The sequence below is a fragment of the Pseudoalteromonas sp. TAB23 genome (genome assembly GCF_000498075.1).
In the GTDB taxonomy this organism is placed as follows: domain Bacteria; phylum Pseudomonadota; class Gammaproteobacteria; order Enterobacterales; family Alteromonadaceae; genus Pseudoalteromonas; species Pseudoalteromonas arctica.
Genome location: NZ_AUTP01000231.1, coordinates 1 through 17,975, shown reverse-complemented (window position 1 = coordinate 17,975; position 17,975 = coordinate 1). Strand labels below are relative to the sequence as shown.

The following is a 17,975-nucleotide window of genomic DNA, read 5'->3' as shown; positions in this document are numbered from 1 at the left end:
GACTGCCTGCTGCGGCTGCTACATAAACAAACTGGGGCATGTTAGAGCAATCACCAGCGGCATAAATATTAGCCGTTGATGTTTCCATTTTATCATTAACAACAATAGCGCCATTTCTTTGTGTTTCAACACCCACCTCCTCTAAACCAAGCTGCTCGGTATTTGCATGACGACCCGTAGAAATGAGTAACTTGTCAGCGTTTAAAACCCCCTCATTAGTGTCTAATGAGAATGAGTGTCCATCATGGCTAACGCTTCTCGCTTGTGTGTTATTTAATACGCGAATACCTTCTTTTTCAAAGCATTCAGTAAGCTTTTGACCTAATAATGGATCTTCTGCATATAACAACGTATGGCGTGCTAATACCGTAACCTTACTACCTAAACGCGCATAAGCTTGGGCTATTTCTAACGCGATAACGGATGAACCAATGACAAGTAAACTCTCAGGTAGTTCTTGAGCAAATAGCGCTTCTGTAGATGTCCAATACGGGGTATCGGTTAAACCATTAATTGGTGGAATAGTCGGTGTAGAGCCTGTTGCAATTAAAATGCGATCAGCAATAAGTTCTTCTTCTGAGCCATCCTCTTTTTTGACAAGTAATGTATTTTCATTTTTGAAACGCGCAAACCCTTTTAATAAGGTCAATGCAGGGTTTGACTCTAAAATACTGATGTATTTAGCCCCACGTAATTCATCAACACGCGCTGTTTGTTGATGTGCTAGCAGAGAACGGTTTATTTGAGGATTATTGTTTTCAAGTCCATCAAATGGGTTTTCTCGTTGTTGATGTGCTAATTGCGCAGCACGAATAAGTATTTTTGAGGGGACACAACCGACATTGACGCAACAACCACCAATGACCTCTGCACCTTCGATAATGGTTACTCTAGCCCCACCTTCTGCCGCCTTAATAGCACTAGCAAAAGCACCTGAGCCACTACCAATAATCGCAACATGTAATTGTTTGGTTTTATGTAAATCTAGTTCAGCTACGGTATAGCCAAGTGCTTCTATTGCATCAATAATTTCACAACGGTTGTTGTCATTTTCTGTCTCGATTTTGGCTGTAGCATTATCATATGAAACGTCAATACATGTTACGCCTTGGATTGCTTCAACAGCTTCATTAATGTGATTAGTGCAACTGCTACAAGTCATACCTTTAATAGATAAAGTGAACATTTAAATATTTCCAATTTTTATAAGTTAAAAAGTAATGGTTATGCAGGGCACGTTTCATCATCACAGCGACGACTTGCAGGAGAAACCATATCCCATATTGAAACCGCAACCATTAACCCTAGCCCTGCATAAGTAGCGTATGAACTCCATTCATATTCAAACCAAGGGTATAAGGACAATAAAACTAAAATCGGGCCGATTGAACCGAGTAAACTACGGTGCCACTGGCGATGACTAAGCCAACCTAAAAGATTCATTGCTAAGGCTAATGAGGCAAATAATGGAAATAAAGTATTGATGAATAATCCTTCCCATTGGCCTAAAAACCCCATACCTAATGCCGCTGCAATGTTGGCAATAGCAGGGAAGCACATGGCACACCCCATTGCTGAAACAACTGCGCCTAAAGATCCTGTTTTATCGCCAATGCGTGTTAAAAGCTTTAAAGGATTAAACATAGCTCACCTCTATTTTTTCAATGTAGACGGATAACCCGCATTGGTTGTTGCTTCTATTAAGGCATCAACGTTGGTTTTGGCATCATCATAAGAAACCACGGCTAATTTGGTTCCGTAAGTGACTTCGGCTTTTTCAACACCCTCGACATTTTTTAGTGAATGCTTAACCGTTATTGGGCATGTAGCACAATTCATCGTGGGTACGTCAAGCGTAACCGTTTGAGTTTCAGCAAAAGCACTGATGGTTGAAAGAGAAAGTAAACAGCTTAATAATAATTTTTTCATAGGTGATCCCAAATTTTAAGTAGTGTAAAAGTAAATTTTTTGATAAAAAGTTAAGCGAACCAAAGTATCCAGTAATTGCTAGTGACCAAAATAAGCGCAGTTAATGCACTAAGCCAAAAGATAACTTTACGTCGCTGTTGTGTTGCTGGTACCGCACATGCCGTATCAGGTTTACATTCTTCTACAGGACGGTAAATCTTCCAGCCTGAGTAACTAAATAACAACACCACAAACAGAACAAATACGGGTCTGTAGGGTTCAAATGCGGTTAAATTACCTATCCAAGAGCCGCTTATGCCAAGTAGCAATAACACGAGAGGGCCGACNGCAGCTAAAATGCCGCCTATCATTGGAAGGTTTGATGTTTTCTGATTCATATGGATACCTCGTTAAATTATGGTATTAATGTAATTCATGTACCTAGGTACGGAGTCAAGAGCGTTTTTTATTAAAGTAATAAAATGTATTTTGACCATGCTCAATATGACCTTGATTTAGAGCAGGCTCTTTCATCTAGCGCTATAGTGATATGCAATTCGAGAGATAAAACGAAGCCGATAGTTCGACATAGGAACAATGGGTAAGGTTTGGCGGTGTTGATAATTTGTTTTTAAGTGACAGGCAGTATAAAAAAATCAGCTGAAATTTGACACTTTATGGCTGTAAAGAATCGATAATAGGGCAACATGTATCATCTTCGTTACTTTGACATTGGCCGATATGTTCTAAGAGTGCTTTTTCTAAAAGTAATAAATCGGCTTGTTTGGTTTGAATAGCCACTAATTTTTTTTTCGCTAACTCTTCTACTTGGTTACAGGGACTATCATTAAGTGAAAGTAATCCCTCTATTTCACTTAAGGTGAATCCTAACTCCTGAGAACGCCTAATGAAACGAATTCTATTTACCGTTTCTGTTGAATATTGTCTATAACCCTGTAAAGGTTTAACGGGTTGTTTTATTAGTCCCTTACGTTCATAAAAACGCACGGTTTCAATATTGATCCCGATTTCCTTTGCTATTTTACTGATGGTTCTAGACATTAATTGTCCTTACTGAGAGTATCATAGTGTTAAATACATTTATTATTGTAACTTGTTTTATCCGTTCTTTGTGTTGCTAATTGACTCGATACCGTTGAGTAAACCAACTAAATCTATTTCTTTACGATCTTTATTAAAAGCATATTCACCGTTTAAATTAATATGCTGCCAAGCAACAGGCGATAGTCTAGAAATAAGTTCAACCACGTCTTGCCTGCCATTTCTTTCTTGTATTTGCAGAAATGCCGAAAGTAACGCGGAATTATAATAAATAATGCAATTAGATATGAGCCTAGCGCAGTCGTTCCATTGAGATACTTGGTAATCATTTCCTCCACGGAATTTGTTACCATTAACTGAAGTAATTGCCCGTTTTAATTGATGGTATGCTTCACCTCTGTTCAATGCTTGTTGAACATAATGGCGCAGCGTTGAATTATCAACATACTCTAAAACGTAGATAGACTTTATTAAACGATCGTACTCATGCAAAGCTGACAATGTACGGCTCTTGCCGTTACTTAATTTTCTAATGATAGTGCTTTGGGTAGTAGTTTTACGGCTCAATGAGCAAACAATATGTTGAATTTCATTCCACTCTTGTGCAATTAATTTATGATTAATTTCTTTCTTTAATTGAATACAGCCACCATCCTCTTCAGTCACTTCAAACAAATCAAAAAATACTCGTTTCATTTTTGCGTATCGAGGGGCAAACGTGTAACCAAAGAAGTCCAAAATTGCGAAGTTAACATTATTGGTACCATGCGTATCGGTCGATAAGGTATTTGGCTGTATATCTGATGAATTGTTATAAAGTAAGTCGAAAGCAAAGTGGCCTTCATACTCATTTGCACCAATAACTTGCGTACTCACTGGAACGTGATTTGAAACAAGTGTTAGCGCAGAAACCCCTTTGCCTTTTGAAAAATATTTAGATGAATAACGCGCCTTAAATGTATTAATACGGCACTCGAATTTTTGACCATCAATACTTGAAAATAATTGGTTATCATCCGCGTGGTAATAAGCAAAAATTGGCAAAGTGGCGATTGCATTAGAAACCTGATCATTAGATTGTGTTAACGTCTCATATCTAATATAGCTATCATCCACACTACGTAATATCCCCATGGAACGGTCGGAGATATTCGCCATTTTATATAAGCCATAATTAGTACCATTAGCTAATATGCAAGCGATTAGATCTTCCTTATTAGCCGGTGATTTTTCTTTGTTGACAGAAATGTGAGTGAACGATTTTAGAAAGTCAGTCTTTTGGTCAACAAAGAGCATTAGTTCAACAATGCCCATATGTTGGATTTGATTATAAAGGGGGTTTTCAATACTTTCTTGCCATCGGTTGTTCGGAATTGACCACTTAAGTTCAGTCTTGCCAGGAATAAATTCAACGTACTTATTATCGCCACTAAAAATATGCTCACTCACTTCCTTCAGCTTGGCCTCTAATTGTTGATTTTTATCGGCTAGTGTTTGGTTGATGGGAGTAGCGAGTTTATCAAGCCCTGAATTTTCAATTATTTCAGTTTTGTGCTCCCATTCTTTAGGTTGAATAAGATCTGAGGCTAAACTACGATTATTAACGCTTTCTTTAACCGTCATTGTATTACTATGAAACAGTTGCTCTGCCTTACGGTAAAGGAAATATTCAAAACGATTAGCATTTAACTTGATATTGTCACCTTCAAAATATTCGCGGTCACTTTTAGGTACCACATCGATATTAATCGTTTTTATGGTTTTGAATTCGCTTAACTCTTCGTGAGCCGTAGTGTATTGTTCGCGTAATTCGTCCTTTAAGTGAATGAACTCAATATCAATAGACATAAAGAGTGAGCGGATCAGTTTTCTAATTTTACTTGATTGTTTATCGATGAACTGCCATTCATATTGTAAGCGTCTAGCTAACGACACCTAGCCTTTCTTAATGTTCCAAGGTAACAGCGCCTCAAGGTTATCAGGCTGCTCAGCTAGGTGCTGTAAGCAACTAGAAATATAGTCATGCACCACAAGGTCATTTGCCTTCGCCGTTTCAACAAGGCTATAAAGTACCGCACTGGCATGTGCACCCTTGCTGGTATTTGAGAACAACCAGTTTTTTCGCCCTATCACGAAGGGTTTTATGGCTCGCTCTGCGCGGTTGTTATCTATTTTAAGTCTGCCATCATCAAGGTACCGCCGGAATTTTTCAAATTGATTTATCGCGTAGTTAATGGCTTTACCTAGCGCCATTTTGGGCGGGATTTTATCTTTGTGTTTGAGCAACCATTGGTATAACTCGTCAACAATAGGTTTGGCTTTTTGTTGTCTAACAGTGTACTTCTCTGTGGCTGGCTTATCTTTGATGGCTTGCTCAATACCGTAGAGCTTACCAATGAGGTTGAGCGCTACATCCGCTTTGCCTGTTTTCTTATTATTGCCTTTCGCTTCGATGAATTTACGACGCATATGAGCAAGGCATGCAACCAGTGTTGCCTGAGTTTGCTCATAAGCCTTGTAACCATCAACGTGCATGTAGCCTTGGTAACCATCAAGAAAATCAACCGCACATTGGCCCGCACGGCTGTTATGATAATCGAACAGGACAATATTAGTGCTTTTACCCGGTTTATCATCACCGCAACAATACAGCCACATATAGCTTGTCGCTTTATCTGCGTTGATGACGTTTAACGGGGTTTCATCGCCATGGATAACTGCTTGCGATAACAACACCTCTTTTAAGCGTTGATACAGGGGTGACAACAATTGTGCACAACGTAGCATCCAGCTCGACATGGTTTGCCTGCTTAATTCTATACCAATATCGCCTAACATTGTTTCTAGGCGATAAAGCGGTAAGCCAAACTGGTATTTACACGTGATTATTTGACTCAGCAAGCTGGCCGTTGCGATACTTTTTGGAATGGGTGATGCGGGCATCGGGGCGGATTTCACCACACAATCAATACCTTCTTGCTCACAGTGACGGCATGTATATTTCGGGCGAATCGTTTTAATCACTTTGATATGTGCTGGCACAAAATCTAATGCTTCACTGCTGCTTTCACCCATTTTATGTAAGGTGCTTTGACAGCAATCACATACTTTTTCACCCTCATTGAGGTCAACAATCACGTCTACTCGTGGTAATTGCGCCGGCAGTGGGCGGCGTTTCGGTTTGGCTTTTTCTTTCTTTACTGAGGGCGATGTGGCCAATTGCGATTTATCATACTCATCAAGCGTTTCTTCTGCTTCATTGAATACTTCACCCGCCCCCGGCATTTTTTCTGATTTCTTAGCGTACTCTTTGGCAAGTTTCGCATTATAAGCTTGCAGCAATTCGTGAATTTGCGCATCCTTTTTAGCTAACTCTTCATCTTTTTTAGCGACGACATGTTGCAACTCAAGCAGCATGCGCTTGAGTTGTTCTGGGTCATCAGGAAGTGAGTGTGCATCAAGTTTCATCCCTGCAATTTAACAAAGTTTTATGCACTTTTCTCGTTTGCAGGGCAAATAAAAACGGATGTGTGGCAATGATCGTTTACTGTTAATTAGATCATAGATTGATACTGCAATTCTTCATGGCCAAGCACATCATATCCCGACAACAACCAATCCAGTTGCCCAGAGCTGAGTTCAAATTCTTGCAAAGTGGCTTTATTTGGCCATTTGAACTTTTGTTTTTCGAGTCGCTTATACCACAAAGCAAACCCTGTTTTATCCCAGTACACTAATTTGAGTTTATCTTTCGCTTTGTTGCAAAACAAAAATAGCGCGCCAGTGTAGGCATCACGTTCAAGCTCGCCTTCAACGATGGCGACCAGACCATCAATCGATTTTCGAAAATCCACAGCATCGCGGTGTAAATAAATACGCTCGGGTTCAACAAACATTTTCATCAGGCAAACTCGCGTAACAATTGGCTGAGGTAAGTTGCAGGCGTTGTTGATGGCAAGCTGACTTTTACTTTGCCAACAGTGAGGGTTATCGGCTGTTGCGGCTTGATAACGTCAGGTTGTTTAGTGATTTTGGCGCGAACAAAATTGCCAGGTAATGCCTTTAGCTTGTTTTTTGCGGCATAAAAAGTTGTTTTTGATAAAGTATTTTGCTGACAATACTCAGTGATAGTTAAATCACTCGATTGTTGCTCTTCTATAATACTACGCCATTGCTCAAGGCTACGTGTTTTTCTCATAGCTACCTCTTAATTGAAATTCAGGGATAGCTTAATAGTTTTGACGAGTTACTTGCAGGTGCACTTGGCTAGACGCTTACTTCATATTCACGTCCATCAAAGTCAGTATTATCTAAATGGTCGCTTAACAACTTAATACTATCGGCAGGGATCAGTTCAAAAGCTTTCTTACGCACATCACCAAAACTAAGGTTATCGTCCATATCTGTATCGATAAAATACTTTAACAAGCTACCAGCGGATTTTAATTTGGTTCGAACAATAGTGACATCCTCTACAATGCGTTGTTTAGCATAGCCCTTAGCTGATTCCGTCAACTTTCTAATCATATAGATAAAGGCTGATACTAAATTGTCGTTAGTTTCGCGGTATCTAAAAAATAAATAGCACACAAGATATAAGATGGTCTGGCTGTCATCGTGTCTTCTGAGCTTATAAACGGACTTATGTTTGACCAAGGAAGCATAATACTCAAGGTTCTTAGGGGATAATTCGAGTTCAGCAATAAGTACCTTAATTTCAGGGTAAAGTGAACGTATGATTTTATGCGTCTTCAGCTCTTGTGCTATTTGACTAGCCGAAAAATCTTTAGCCATTTTCTTTAATTTGGCTAAATCAGTAAAGGTGCTATTTGATTCAAGTAATTTAAGTAACGTTGCTTTTGTAGGTTGGGCTAAGTTTTCATTGAGAATAGTCTCGATACGATTTCGTTCATTTGATAACACTGTTGAGATAGTGTCTTGCAATGTTGTGTAGCCAGCTAAGGCTATTCTGTTTTGACCAAAATATGCAATGCATTCATCAAAAACATATCTAGGCTCCAAATTGATTTTTACAACATTATTGAGCCTTCTAAGCAACGGTTCCTTATCTATTTTACTTTGAAAAATCGAAAAGCCAGTATAGCTCAGTAACTTTTTAATTAATGCAGTTTTAGTTCTGGGGGGTAAATCTTCAGTATCAATATATTTATCATTGAAATACTTGGTTTTAATATAGTTATAATCAGCTTCAACATCAGCAAACGTAAAGTTAAACACTATAGGTCGTGATCTGAAGTAACCTAATAGTAGAATAAAATATATTCGTGTTTCAGTTTGTCTTAGCGTATTAATTAACTTCTGTGTTTCTTTATCTATAGAGAAGTAGTCTTCTCTATCTGCTCGGCTAAAGTTTGGTAATGCGTAAAGCTCATTAATTTCAGACTGTGTGAGAATTTGAATACGTTTTGTTAGTTGAGCAGCAATGATGATAAGCCTTTAAAATTATTTTTTGATAATCATACCTCAAATAAGTGATCAAATAATAACCTTAATGCCGATTTCGAGGGGATGGGCACAAAACCCCTATTAGTCGATTTGTATGAATATACGTCCGAGAGTAAATAGGTATCCAATCAATTACCTTACAATGCACTACACGAATCATTCGTGTAATTCTTTACTAATAAGGGATGTACTTACTAAAGCATACGCTCCGCATTCCAATGGAGTGCACTGAGCGTACGTTAAAATCTAGTTTCCATCTTATAAAGAATGCCTTTTTTCTATTGCAAATTTTAATGCGTTTTGGACAGCTTCATTTTGTGAATATCCATCATTCTGATACCCATCAACCCAAGCTTGGTAGTAGCTTTCATTATCATCAGATAAATCAAATACTTTTAGGGTTCTTCCATGAATACCAATGATAGTATTTTTAATGTCATACATAAACGTACCAAATTTAACTGGTGATTTTTTGAATTTACCATCATGATCAACTATTGGATTTTGCTTTTGATTTAGATTTTTTAACATACGGTTACTCCTACATTCCAATTATTTTGTTGATTTATCTTTTTTCATTCTTAAGCTTTAGTGAATTTACCTCTTGCTTAGCATCTCGACCATGCTTTTCGTGCATTGCGTCCTGTCTCATGCTGCCATCTTCTCTTCGGAAATCGTAATCTTGCCAGTTTCTAAGCTCTTCTTCCGCCTGTTGAAGTTCTTGTTCGACTTTTGTTATTGTTTCTTTAATGGTTTCTTCTTTCATTATTAGTCCTTTCGGTTTGTTTACTTTAGACTTTGGAATATTCCAATCACACTAATTTAAATTTATTTACTGTCCTATCTCATGCTTCATGCCGCAAATCATTCTCTTTTAAAAAGCCCACGTCATTCAATTTGAAACGCCGTGAGCTTTTTAGTATGTATTACATAATTACCAATTAAACGATCCTTTAGTGCGGCCACCCGCATCATCTACGGCTTCATAGGACACGTTCATAGTTGGGTATTGTGATAACCTAAGTTGAGTTGAAGCAGCACCACGACCTACATACTCACCATTAAACCACCAGTCATAACCAACTACATAGCCATCTTCGTCTTTACAGGTTGCCGTAATACGAATTGTACCCGAACGTACTAACTGAACACTCTGACAGGTTGGCTTTTTGTTTTCAAACACTTCGTATCGTTCATTAATTTCAGTTTCTTGGCCATACATGCTGGTAGCAATAACCTTTATGTCATAAATACCCGCTTCCTCAATTTCAAAACGATTCATTGGGCTTCTTGGCGGTTTAACTTCAACTTCGTCTCCATTTATAAACCACTTGTAGTCAATGATGAAATCTCGTGGGTGACCGCCTTTAGTTTGGGCGCGAGCTACTAACCCCAGTGGTGCACGACTATAACGGTTCGATGGAAAGTGAACTAAACTCCCTTGCACTGGATCAGCTTCAAGTACGTCAATAAACTTACTTATCTCTTTTACTTTGCCTCTACTATCCGTCACTTTGGCCTTAATTTCATGCACACCCGGCGTTTTGACGAGTAAATTAGAGTACATGCGGGTTGGATTCGTTATCTCAATATTGTCACTTTCCAACCATTCATAGGTATAAGTAACTCCTGGCATAAACTTATGTTTTTGCAATATCATGCCTGTGATGTTTGCTGGCGCTACTAAGATATTACTTCTTATATCAATAGTCGTTTCAGGAAACTCATACACCCAGCTCTCTAAATTACGTTGAGTTTCACGATAAGTAGCCTCTTTATAACCATCCACCCATGCCTTTAACACAAACTTCAACCGGTTGTTGTCATCAAGATCACTTTCAGTAGGCGTGTACTCAAACGACACATCGTTTTTCAATTGGCCATTAGGCAATACCCATTCATATTTAACAGGTAAATCAACGCCACCGTTTAAGTTTAACACCTGTCCTTCTACATCTATTGTCGTGCCCATTTCAACGAGATGAGGTGCACGTATCTGTGCCATCACTGGCCTTGGAGTTACAGGACGCGCATAGTAACGAGCTTCGGACCATGCCTGCTCCCCCGCTGCTTCAGTTGTTGTACTGAATCTGAATCGACCCATAATGAGCGCTTGTTCGCCTTTAGCTATAAATGACTGTACAGGCGCACCTTCAAACCATGTTTTACCCTCATCATGCGACCATTGAGCTTGTCCGTCATATGTATGAAGGGTCGTATTGTAGTCGAGCATATTGAGCTTAAACTCTTGCCCTTCGTATACTTGAGATGGTCCTTTAATCACTAAGCTTGCTTTGTCGTAACCACTAATTTTAAGTGGGGTGCTAACTGACGCTTCACCCGTGTTTTTGTTTGTAACCGTTGCTCTAACGTACTTATCTCCAGCAGCTTGCATTAAGAAAGGTATCGCGTTACGCCCTTCGTACTCTTCTAGCACTGACCAATCAGCAAGGTTCTCTGAAATCTCCCATTTTGTATCATTGCCGGCAACCATATCTTCTATCGTTTCATAGTCATAACGAACTAGTGTGGTAAACGGCACTTTTCCGCTTACTTGTGAGCTCCTTAATTCACCATCTACTCCAGTACCCAAAACTATTCTCATGAATATAGGGGTCGATATAATTTTCTTTTCATATTCTTTATGTGGCGATTTGACTGACGCGACAGCATAGAAACCATTACTTTTGCGGAAAATATCAGCAATAGCAACCGTGAACTGAGCTTGTCCATTTTCATTATTCGATTGTGTATCCGAAATTACTTGTTCTTCACCTCTGTTATTTTTATACGCTAAATAAATATCCCATTCGCCCATGGTGCTTGCATCATATTTACTTATTTTTTCTTTCCAATTCCATTCTCCCATGAACGCCGTTACTTGAACTTCATCTGTGCTTAATACATTGCGTTCTGAGTCCATGCTTAAATTTATAGCCACTTTACGAGATGGTAATACAATAACTTCGCCTGTCGAACCTGCTAAATGTTCATCTGATAGCGTGTAGGCGGCATTTATTGCCAGCGGATAGCGGTCAAACACTTTTCGCTTATCAACATCGTCATCACGAATAATGCCAAGTAGCTCATATATCGGCTTGTGGCTCCTCTGTGCCATGTATTCAGACGATTCATACTCACCACGACTTACATTGATGTTTAACTCCCCCGCGACGTGTTGAAGCCTATAGCGTGCTAAAACGGGATTTTCTGGGATAACACCATAAACACCTTCTTTAAGTTCAATAATAGGGTTTAAATCAAATGCCATTTGTTCAGCAGTTTTAATATTGTATTCAAACTCGCCAGCTTCTACTTTTACTTCATTACCATCAGGGTTAACAACATAAGCGCTGTAGCTAACCGTATTATCAAGTTCATCATGTATAGACCCCGTAACAGTCATAGCCCAGCCTTGATAGAGAGCGTCCATGCCTTTAGGTAGGTTGTCTAATTTGACGTAACAGCCTTTTCTAGCATCTCTTGATATTTCAATAGCTAAATCTTTAGATGCCACAAAGTTACAAAGATACTGGCTTTGGTAGATCTATAACGTACCGCGCTGAATATATTGGTAAAGATCATGTGTGCCAGTGTCTTTAGATTTAATACTGAATTTTGACGGCGCATACACATATTTCTCTTCAGTTTGACCTATATTGCCAAACGAATCTTTCGCTTTTACAATCAGTTCATAGGTATCACCGGGCGTTAGGTTATCTAAATTTCCATCAAAGAACTTAACGTAGCTTTTAGCATCAATTGGATCATCCACTAAAGTAAGTGGTACACCACCAAATGTAGCCTCTATTATTTCATTTTTTGTATCCCACCCTGGATTTGTTACAGCGCCAAAGTCACTGGCAAAGTAAAATGGATTGGTACTACGAGATTTGTCACGTAAATATGTTAATTGAACTTCAGGGGCAAAGCGCTGCAAGTAAAAAATGGGGTTTTCATAATCAGTACCGTTATCGTAATAGTCACGCAGGTTCAAACTGAACTTAAAAGCACCATCTGACAATGGGGTCATATCGTAGTGATAAACAATGTAATCACCCACCAGCTCGGTTTTGGTCGGTGGGAGTCGATTATCTTCACTCAAGTTTTGTTTTGAGCTACTAAAATAGAATGTATTGTTATCAATCTTTACTGATTGTTGAAATCTTATGTCTTCAATTTCTTCGATTATTAATGCCGAATTTTTTAATTTCCATGTTTCATCATTTTTAATGTTGGTGAATGGCGATTTAACAATAACTAGAATTTCATCCTGTTTAGCTTTAGCACTGCCTTCTTCTAATTGCTTTTCAATAACGCTATCATCGTTTTTGTTGTTAATAACAATTTCATGCAATAAAGGCGCTGTATAATCCCAGCTCAATCCATTTGTAAATGTACCCATGCCCTTGTCTAAAAAGTAAGGGCGGTCAGAATCAATGTCGATTTTCAGGCTAGTATTACCCTGTAACTGGTCTACTTTATTCCCTAACGGTGCTATATCGACAGGTAAAGCACATTTTGTAAAGTTACTCTCTACTGTACAACTCTCACCATTAAAGCTAATGATTTGTTTATACAGCCGAGGCTCAACACTAAATGTAATTCCCTTAACGCTTGCGGTGCTATCACGCAGTAGATGGTTTGCACTTGTTGAGACAACTCCATTGGTAAACTCAATCGTGGTGGCCGTCAACTTAGGTGCTATAGGCTCGACAATATCAACCGCTTTTGAGCCAATTGAAATAGGCATAGATTCATTCTCATTGAAGAAAATCTTAATTTCCCAATCAAAGGTTGTAGAACCAAGTTTGTCCGGAAAGCCATTTACCTTGCCAGTCGATTTATCTTCGGTTAAGCCGCTTGGATAATTAGTCCATTCAACCAAACAAAGTGGTGTTTCTTCAGCCCCAACTTTATCAAATGCACGTTTTTTAGCTTGCTCGATACTTGTTGTTAACGCGCAGCCTTGATAATTTGCCATCGATACATACGTGTCTATATCTTGTATTTCATGATAAATAAAATCGTCTGTATACTCTAGCGTAGTCGCCAAGCTATCTTTTGGATCGCGTGGCGTTACTAGAATTTTGTCATGAAATAATGTGAATAACTCATTGTTATACCCAACAACGCTTACTTTAAATTCAGCAAACTGGTCATTTAATGATACTAAATAAGAAGAAAGCATAGCTTGTGTATCAGTAACATCAAAGCTTTGCTTTACGCCCTTGATATTCATCTGTACGTAGCAAAGCCTGTCTTTAAATGTGTCAGAATTTTGTACTTCCTCAAGTGACGAAGTGAAGGCGCTACAGTAGTTAGATGCCTGATCACCTAATCTATACTTTAATTGAAATTTATCTGTAATCGCGTAAGGCGATGTATTAACCTGCTTTGTTCCTTTGTAGCCGCTGAACTTATAATCAGTTATTAGCACCGGTGAATTAGGTGCAGATGAAGCGATCAATAAGCTGCCTTTTGTAAATGTGTTTTGCTTGGTCACCAAGTCTAAGTTGTAGCGACCTCCACTTAAAGCAAAGTCATAAGCGTAATCAACGGTTTTTGTAGTACCTGGCAATATTTCTTTGTTATTAATAAATACACTGCCTTCACTGTCACTACGTAAAGTCACAAAAACTGGGTATTTTCCACTTATGGTACTGCCATCACTTAATTTAATAGGTTTACTATAAAGAGGAAGGTTACCGTCAACGTCTTTGAACACCGCCCCCGTTGCAGGTAAAGTTATTTCTGATAAGCCACTTTCTAAGCCTATTTTTTCTGCAACATAATTAAACCGTAACTCTTTTTCAATTATATTCCCTACATTGTCTTCTGCTAAGACGGTAAGAATGTATATTGAGTTTTCGTCTGGGAATAGCACTGGGTATTCTAATGCATAAAGACCTTCACTAGTTTCGCTGGTGGCTAAGAATACATTTTCGTTAGCTGGGCCACCTTTTAAATTGACAGACTTAATTTTAGATTCATTGTCGTCGGTAAGAGATATCGTAATTTCATCCAATGATTTTATTGTAGCGCCACTTTCTATCGAAAAAACTAAATCAGGTGCCTTTATATCGTTATCAATCGATAAAAGAAGCTTCTCAACATAGTTACTATAATTATCTTTAGCCCAAGCAAACATCTCGAAAGAGCCATGATCTAAATTAGAATAATTAACTGTAGCGACATAATCTGAACCGGAACGAAGTAAAGAAGAAGCTGATATATTTTCAATTACATTGCCGTCCTTTTTTATAATAATTCCAGCACTACCGAGCTTCACTCTATCCCACGTACTGCCCGACTTTAACTCAGTAATACTAAAACTGATTTTTTTTTCTGTTTCATCATGCTCAATTATTTCATTAATTATTGGGTCTTGTGCATCCCACTCCCAAACATGGCTTAAGGTACTGTCAAACATGCTAGTGTTGTCAGAGCTTCGTAAAAGAGGCCTTGAATGGTAATAGCCAACAGTACCTGTTTTATTAAACGCTAAGTTTGTATCTAGTTCACAGGAACTATCCCCAGGTGGAATTTTACATGAACTTCCATACATACTTGCGTATTGTTCGTAACCTCTAACACTTCCTGTAATTCGTATCTTTGATATTATTGTATCGCGCCCATTTTCACCCGAAGCCCTATAGGTTTTAGGTACCCAGCCAACCCCATCAACAAACGCTTCTATATTAGTGCCTTTTGGTGGTAATGTTTTGTCTGTAAATTCAGGGTTTGGAAAGGAAAGAGAGTTACAACGCCACGTACTGTTGTTTGTCCACCCAGCATTTGGATAGTTGAAGTTATTAGAGGTATTTGCTGGACCATAAATTTTAAAATAAGCGAATTCATCATCAACTGAAATTAAACCGCGATTCGTTATACCTGTTGTTGACCCTGCGAATACAGATGCTCCCGGAGCTGCTTTATAGGCCTCTTTCGAGATACGGTATATAGCTTCAAGTGGGTTTTTGTTGATTGGAGTTTTATCGGTAACAGGCCTAAATCCGGCTTGCCCCAAGTAATCACCTGTGTACGTTGGGTCTTCAATTGCAACGATTTTGGGGCTTGGTCCACATTTAGAATTATTATAAAAGTACATCTCTTTTTCAGCACTGTTACCTGCTAAATCGAATACTTCAAAAATTACTTTGTGCTTACTTTGTGCTTACTTTGTGTTCCTGAAGGAAAAAATACAGCTGCATTAGAATTATCCCCCCCTGTTCCTAACATAGCTTTATTCAAGATTGGATAATATGGTACATCGCCTGTTTTATATAACTGACCTTCCTTACCATCTGATTCCCAATATGTTTTATAAATTATTTTATCAATACCAGAAAGGTCATCGGTAATATTACCAAGAGTAAAGTGGCGGTCACTCGTATGACTAAACTTCGGTAGTCCATCTGGAGCATTACCACTGCCATAGGGAAATGACCATGTAAACGCCCCCATTGTTGGGGCCGTAGTGTCAACAATTAAATCATATGTTTCAGAAGAAATTAAATTGCTACTTGCACTTAAAATACTCGCTGTTGCTTGATATTTACCGTCTGCAATAGAGTCTAGTTTTAAAAGTGAGCCGTAATATTCTTTCCCATTAACCGTAATACGATCTGCTGGGCCTAACTTTTCACTAGTTAATGTATTCACAATTTCATTGCTTGAATTTGTGATTGTTAGCTGAACTAAGCGTTCTACACCGGCGCTTAGAGAAAATTGAATATCGTTATTTGTGCCGATATACGCTTCTGTTGGCTTTTGAGTTTTTATAACTTGGTTTGAATCAGTGTAGTTTATTTCAAGTAACTCAGCTGATGCGGTGGGGATTAAACCACCAGCCGTTAGCAATAAAGTTGCCTTAGTGAATTTGTTCATGACAATACCTATTATGGATAATGTAGGTATTCTTAAGCATTGAAAGGGAAATGTTAAAAAATAGGACGCATAAATTAGTACACTCTAGCTTATGCGTTTTTTATGATACGGGACTATTAGTTTGTAAATTAAACTGTATGCATTTGATTTACATCATAATTATCCACAAACCTTTTTAATTGGCCATATAGCTATATTCTTCCATAAATTAAACATCAAATTTATATTGAAAGAATTATTTTGAAACTCTGACTTCTCAACCTTGTTTTGAGCTACACCAATGTAGATATAGATAACCAAGATAAAAAATATGATGCTTCCATACTTTTCATTTACGAGCCAAATTAAGTCTCCTAGTGCATATAGGATTATAAAAGGTCCACCCATATATAAAACGTACTTTAAAAAACCAATAAAATGAGTTTTTATTCCCTTCAATAATTTCGATACTTTTGACTTTATACTCATATAACGCTACCTGTCTGCCAAGTTTGAAGTAGATATAATTAACCGACACTGTGCCGTTAAAACGTAGAGGTGTTAACTGTATGACCTCTAAATTATGGCGGTTAATCCTGATTAGTGGCACTAAATCAATCTGTGCACGTTAATTTCTGGCCATAGAGCGTGATTTTAACATCACCACGTTGATGAAAGTTTAAGTAACCATTCTGCAATGGCGCAACATCTTCAATATCGAATGGCCTTAACAAGATGCCTTCATCGGTAGTTACAGGCAGATTAGCCATGAGTTCATAAGTAAACCGTTGTTTATCTGAACTACTTACTAATAATTCTAAATAAGGCTTTTCACCATCCACAAAGATGGGCTCACCTTTAACGTTTATTTAATTAGTAACGGTTTTTATAATCTGCTCAGTCGGTTCGTACTCTATTTCAAGTGTCGAAGATATGAGTTGGCTTTCGCCAGTGACTATAAACTGCCATTTTTCACAAGCTGAAACTCTGGATATACTGGTTATACTTGCTGCAAGCAATCCAATTTTAATGATATTCATATTAGACCTTTCATGTGGATTTTTTCTAACCTTACTTAGTATCAAGTGCAAATAAAAAAATTACAGATAGCATTTATAGCCTCTGTAAAATTTAATGTTGTGGTAGCCGGTTGATATTATTTGACGAAATCATGTGTTATTAACTCAAATATTGGAAAGCAGTTATGAAACTTAAAAAGAGTAATATTGTACTCGCTTTAGCCGCAGCCTCGGTACTCAGTGGATGTGGTAGTGAGGAAGATGAAAAAAGTGGTGGATTTACTTTTCCAGAAGACACAACTCCCGCATCAATTTCTATTGAGGCGTCAAAACTTATTAATGAGCCCGCTGACTCAGTTTTAGATAGTAGTGTTCGCTTGTCTCTCTCAAAAGCAACAAAAGAAGAAGTGACATTAAGCTATGAAGTGACCGCTATTACAGCGAGTGCGGGAGTCGATTTTGAAGTGACTGCGGGTGAATTAACGATTCCAATAGGCTCATTAAGTTCTACTATTTCATTTAAATTGTTACTGTAGTGGCATTGTAGTGGCATAGTTAATTTGGCCACCCATTAAGAAAGAAATGTTATGCTAATAAGCATACAAATTTGGGTGAAAAAATGACGAAATTAAAACGCGCAACGTATTCTGC

The 17,975-nt window shown here is 38.2% G+C and carries 17 protein-coding genes and 1 pseudogene (1 of these 18 running past the window's edge); 1 reads left to right on the top strand and 17 read right to left on the bottom strand.

Annotated features, from left to right (window positions below; translation table 11 throughout):
• The 17 genes and pseudogenes from merA to L654_RS1000000127980 form a co-directional block, all read right to left on the bottom strand.
• Positions 1-1,186: pseudogene (gene merA, locus L654_RS01000000126100) on the bottom strand (mercury(II) reductase); it reaches 441 nt to the left of the window's first position.
• Positions 1,187-1,224: 38 nt separating this feature from the next.
• Positions 1,225-1,644 (bottom strand): organomercurial transporter MerC, encoded by a 420-nt coding sequence (gene merC / locus L654_RS0113830; RefSeq protein ID WP_024591205.1) that lies wholly within the window; start codon positions 1,642-1,644, stop codon positions 1,225-1,227.
• A gap of 9 nt (positions 1,645-1,653) precedes the next feature.
• Positions 1,654-1,929 (bottom strand): mercury resistance system periplasmic binding protein MerP, encoded by a 276-nt coding sequence (gene merP / locus L654_RS0113825; protein ID WP_024591204.1) that lies wholly within the window; start codon positions 1,927-1,929, stop codon positions 1,654-1,656.
• A 50-nt stretch (positions 1,930-1,979) separates the two neighbouring features.
• A complete protein-coding gene (locus L654_RS0113820; protein ID WP_024608232.1) occupies positions 1,980-2,306 on the bottom strand; it encodes a mercuric transporter MerT family protein in 327 nt (108 codons plus the stop codon).
• A 277-nt stretch (positions 2,307-2,583) separates the two neighbouring features.
• The gene (merR, locus tag L654_RS0113810) at positions 2,584-2,970 is read right to left on the bottom strand and encodes an Hg(II)-responsive transcriptional regulator (protein WP_024591202.1); all 387 of its coding nucleotides are present in this window, start codon (positions 2,968-2,970) and stop codon (positions 2,584-2,586) included.
• Between the two features lie 57 nt (positions 2,971-3,027).
• Positions 3,028-4,905 carry a Tn3 family transposase gene (locus tag L654_RS1000000127305; protein ID WP_024591201.1) on the bottom strand — a complete coding sequence of 626 codons (1,878 nt, stop codon included), beginning with the start codon at positions 4,903-4,905 and terminating at the stop codon, positions 3,028-3,030.
• Positions 4,906-6,438 carry an IS66 family transposase gene (locus L654_RS0113800; RefSeq protein WP_024608231.1) on the bottom strand — a complete coding sequence of 511 codons (1,533 nt, stop codon included), beginning with the start codon at positions 6,436-6,438 and terminating at the stop codon, positions 4,906-4,908. It lies immediately after the preceding gene.
• 86 nt (positions 6,439-6,524) lie between these two features.
• Positions 6,525-6,866, bottom strand: a complete 342-nt coding sequence (gene tnpB, locus L654_RS0113795) for an IS66 family insertion sequence element accessory protein TnpB (RefSeq protein ID WP_158001143.1) — start codon at positions 6,864-6,866, stop codon at positions 6,525-6,527.
• A gap of 5 nt (positions 6,867-6,871) precedes the next feature.
• Positions 6,872-7,168 carry a hypothetical protein gene (locus L654_RS0113790; protein ID WP_024591198.1) on the bottom strand — a complete coding sequence of 99 codons (297 nt, stop codon included), beginning with the start codon at positions 7,166-7,168 and terminating at the stop codon, positions 6,872-6,874.
• A 68-nt stretch (positions 7,169-7,236) separates the two neighbouring features.
• The gene (locus tag L654_RS0113785) at positions 7,237-8,385 is read right to left on the bottom strand and encodes a DUF4158 domain-containing protein (RefSeq protein ID WP_225305755.1); all 1,149 of its coding nucleotides are present in this window, start codon (positions 8,383-8,385) and stop codon (positions 7,237-7,239) included.
• 309 nt (positions 8,386-8,694) lie between these two features.
• Complete coding sequence (locus tag L654_RS0113780) at positions 8,695-8,967, bottom strand: hypothetical protein (protein WP_024591196.1); 273 nt, start codon at positions 8,965-8,967, stop codon at positions 8,695-8,697.
• A gap of 34 nt (positions 8,968-9,001) precedes the next feature.
• On the bottom strand, positions 9,002-9,202 hold the full coding sequence (locus tag L654_RS0113775) for a hypothetical protein (RefSeq protein WP_024591195.1): 201 nt from the start codon (positions 9,200-9,202) through the stop codon (positions 9,002-9,004).
• A gap of 168 nt (positions 9,203-9,370) precedes the next feature.
• The gene (locus L654_RS0113770; protein WP_024591194.1) at positions 9,371-11,953 is read right to left on the bottom strand and encodes a hypothetical protein; all 2,583 of its coding nucleotides are present in this window, start codon (positions 11,951-11,953) and stop codon (positions 9,371-9,373) included.
• 30 nt (positions 11,954-11,983) lie between these two features.
• Entirely contained in the window at positions 11,984-15,547 is a 3,564-nt protein-coding gene (locus tag L654_RS0113765; protein WP_024591193.1) for an Ig-like domain-containing protein, read from the bottom strand.
• A gap of 44 nt (positions 15,548-15,591) precedes the next feature.
• Entirely contained in the window at positions 15,592-16,326 is a 735-nt protein-coding gene (locus L654_RS0113760) for a DUF4165 domain-containing protein (protein ID WP_024591192.1), read from the bottom strand.
• 593 nt (positions 16,327-16,919) lie between these two features.
• The gene (locus L654_RS0113750; RefSeq protein ID WP_024591190.1) at positions 16,920-17,147 is read right to left on the bottom strand and encodes a hypothetical protein; all 228 of its coding nucleotides are present in this window, start codon (positions 17,145-17,147) and stop codon (positions 16,920-16,922) included.
• A gap of 27 nt (positions 17,148-17,174) precedes the next feature.
• Positions 17,175-17,345, bottom strand: coding sequence for a hypothetical protein (locus L654_RS1000000127980; RefSeq protein WP_158001142.1), 171 nt, complete (start codon positions 17,343-17,345; stop codon positions 17,175-17,177).
• 164 nt (positions 17,346-17,509) lie between these two features.
• Between L654_RS1000000127980 and L654_RS0113740 the strand changes: the two genes are divergently transcribed.
• Entirely contained in the window at positions 17,510-17,860 is a 351-nt protein-coding gene (locus L654_RS0113740) for a hypothetical protein (protein WP_024591189.1), read from the top strand.
• Positions 17,861-17,975 lie beyond the last annotated feature (115 nt).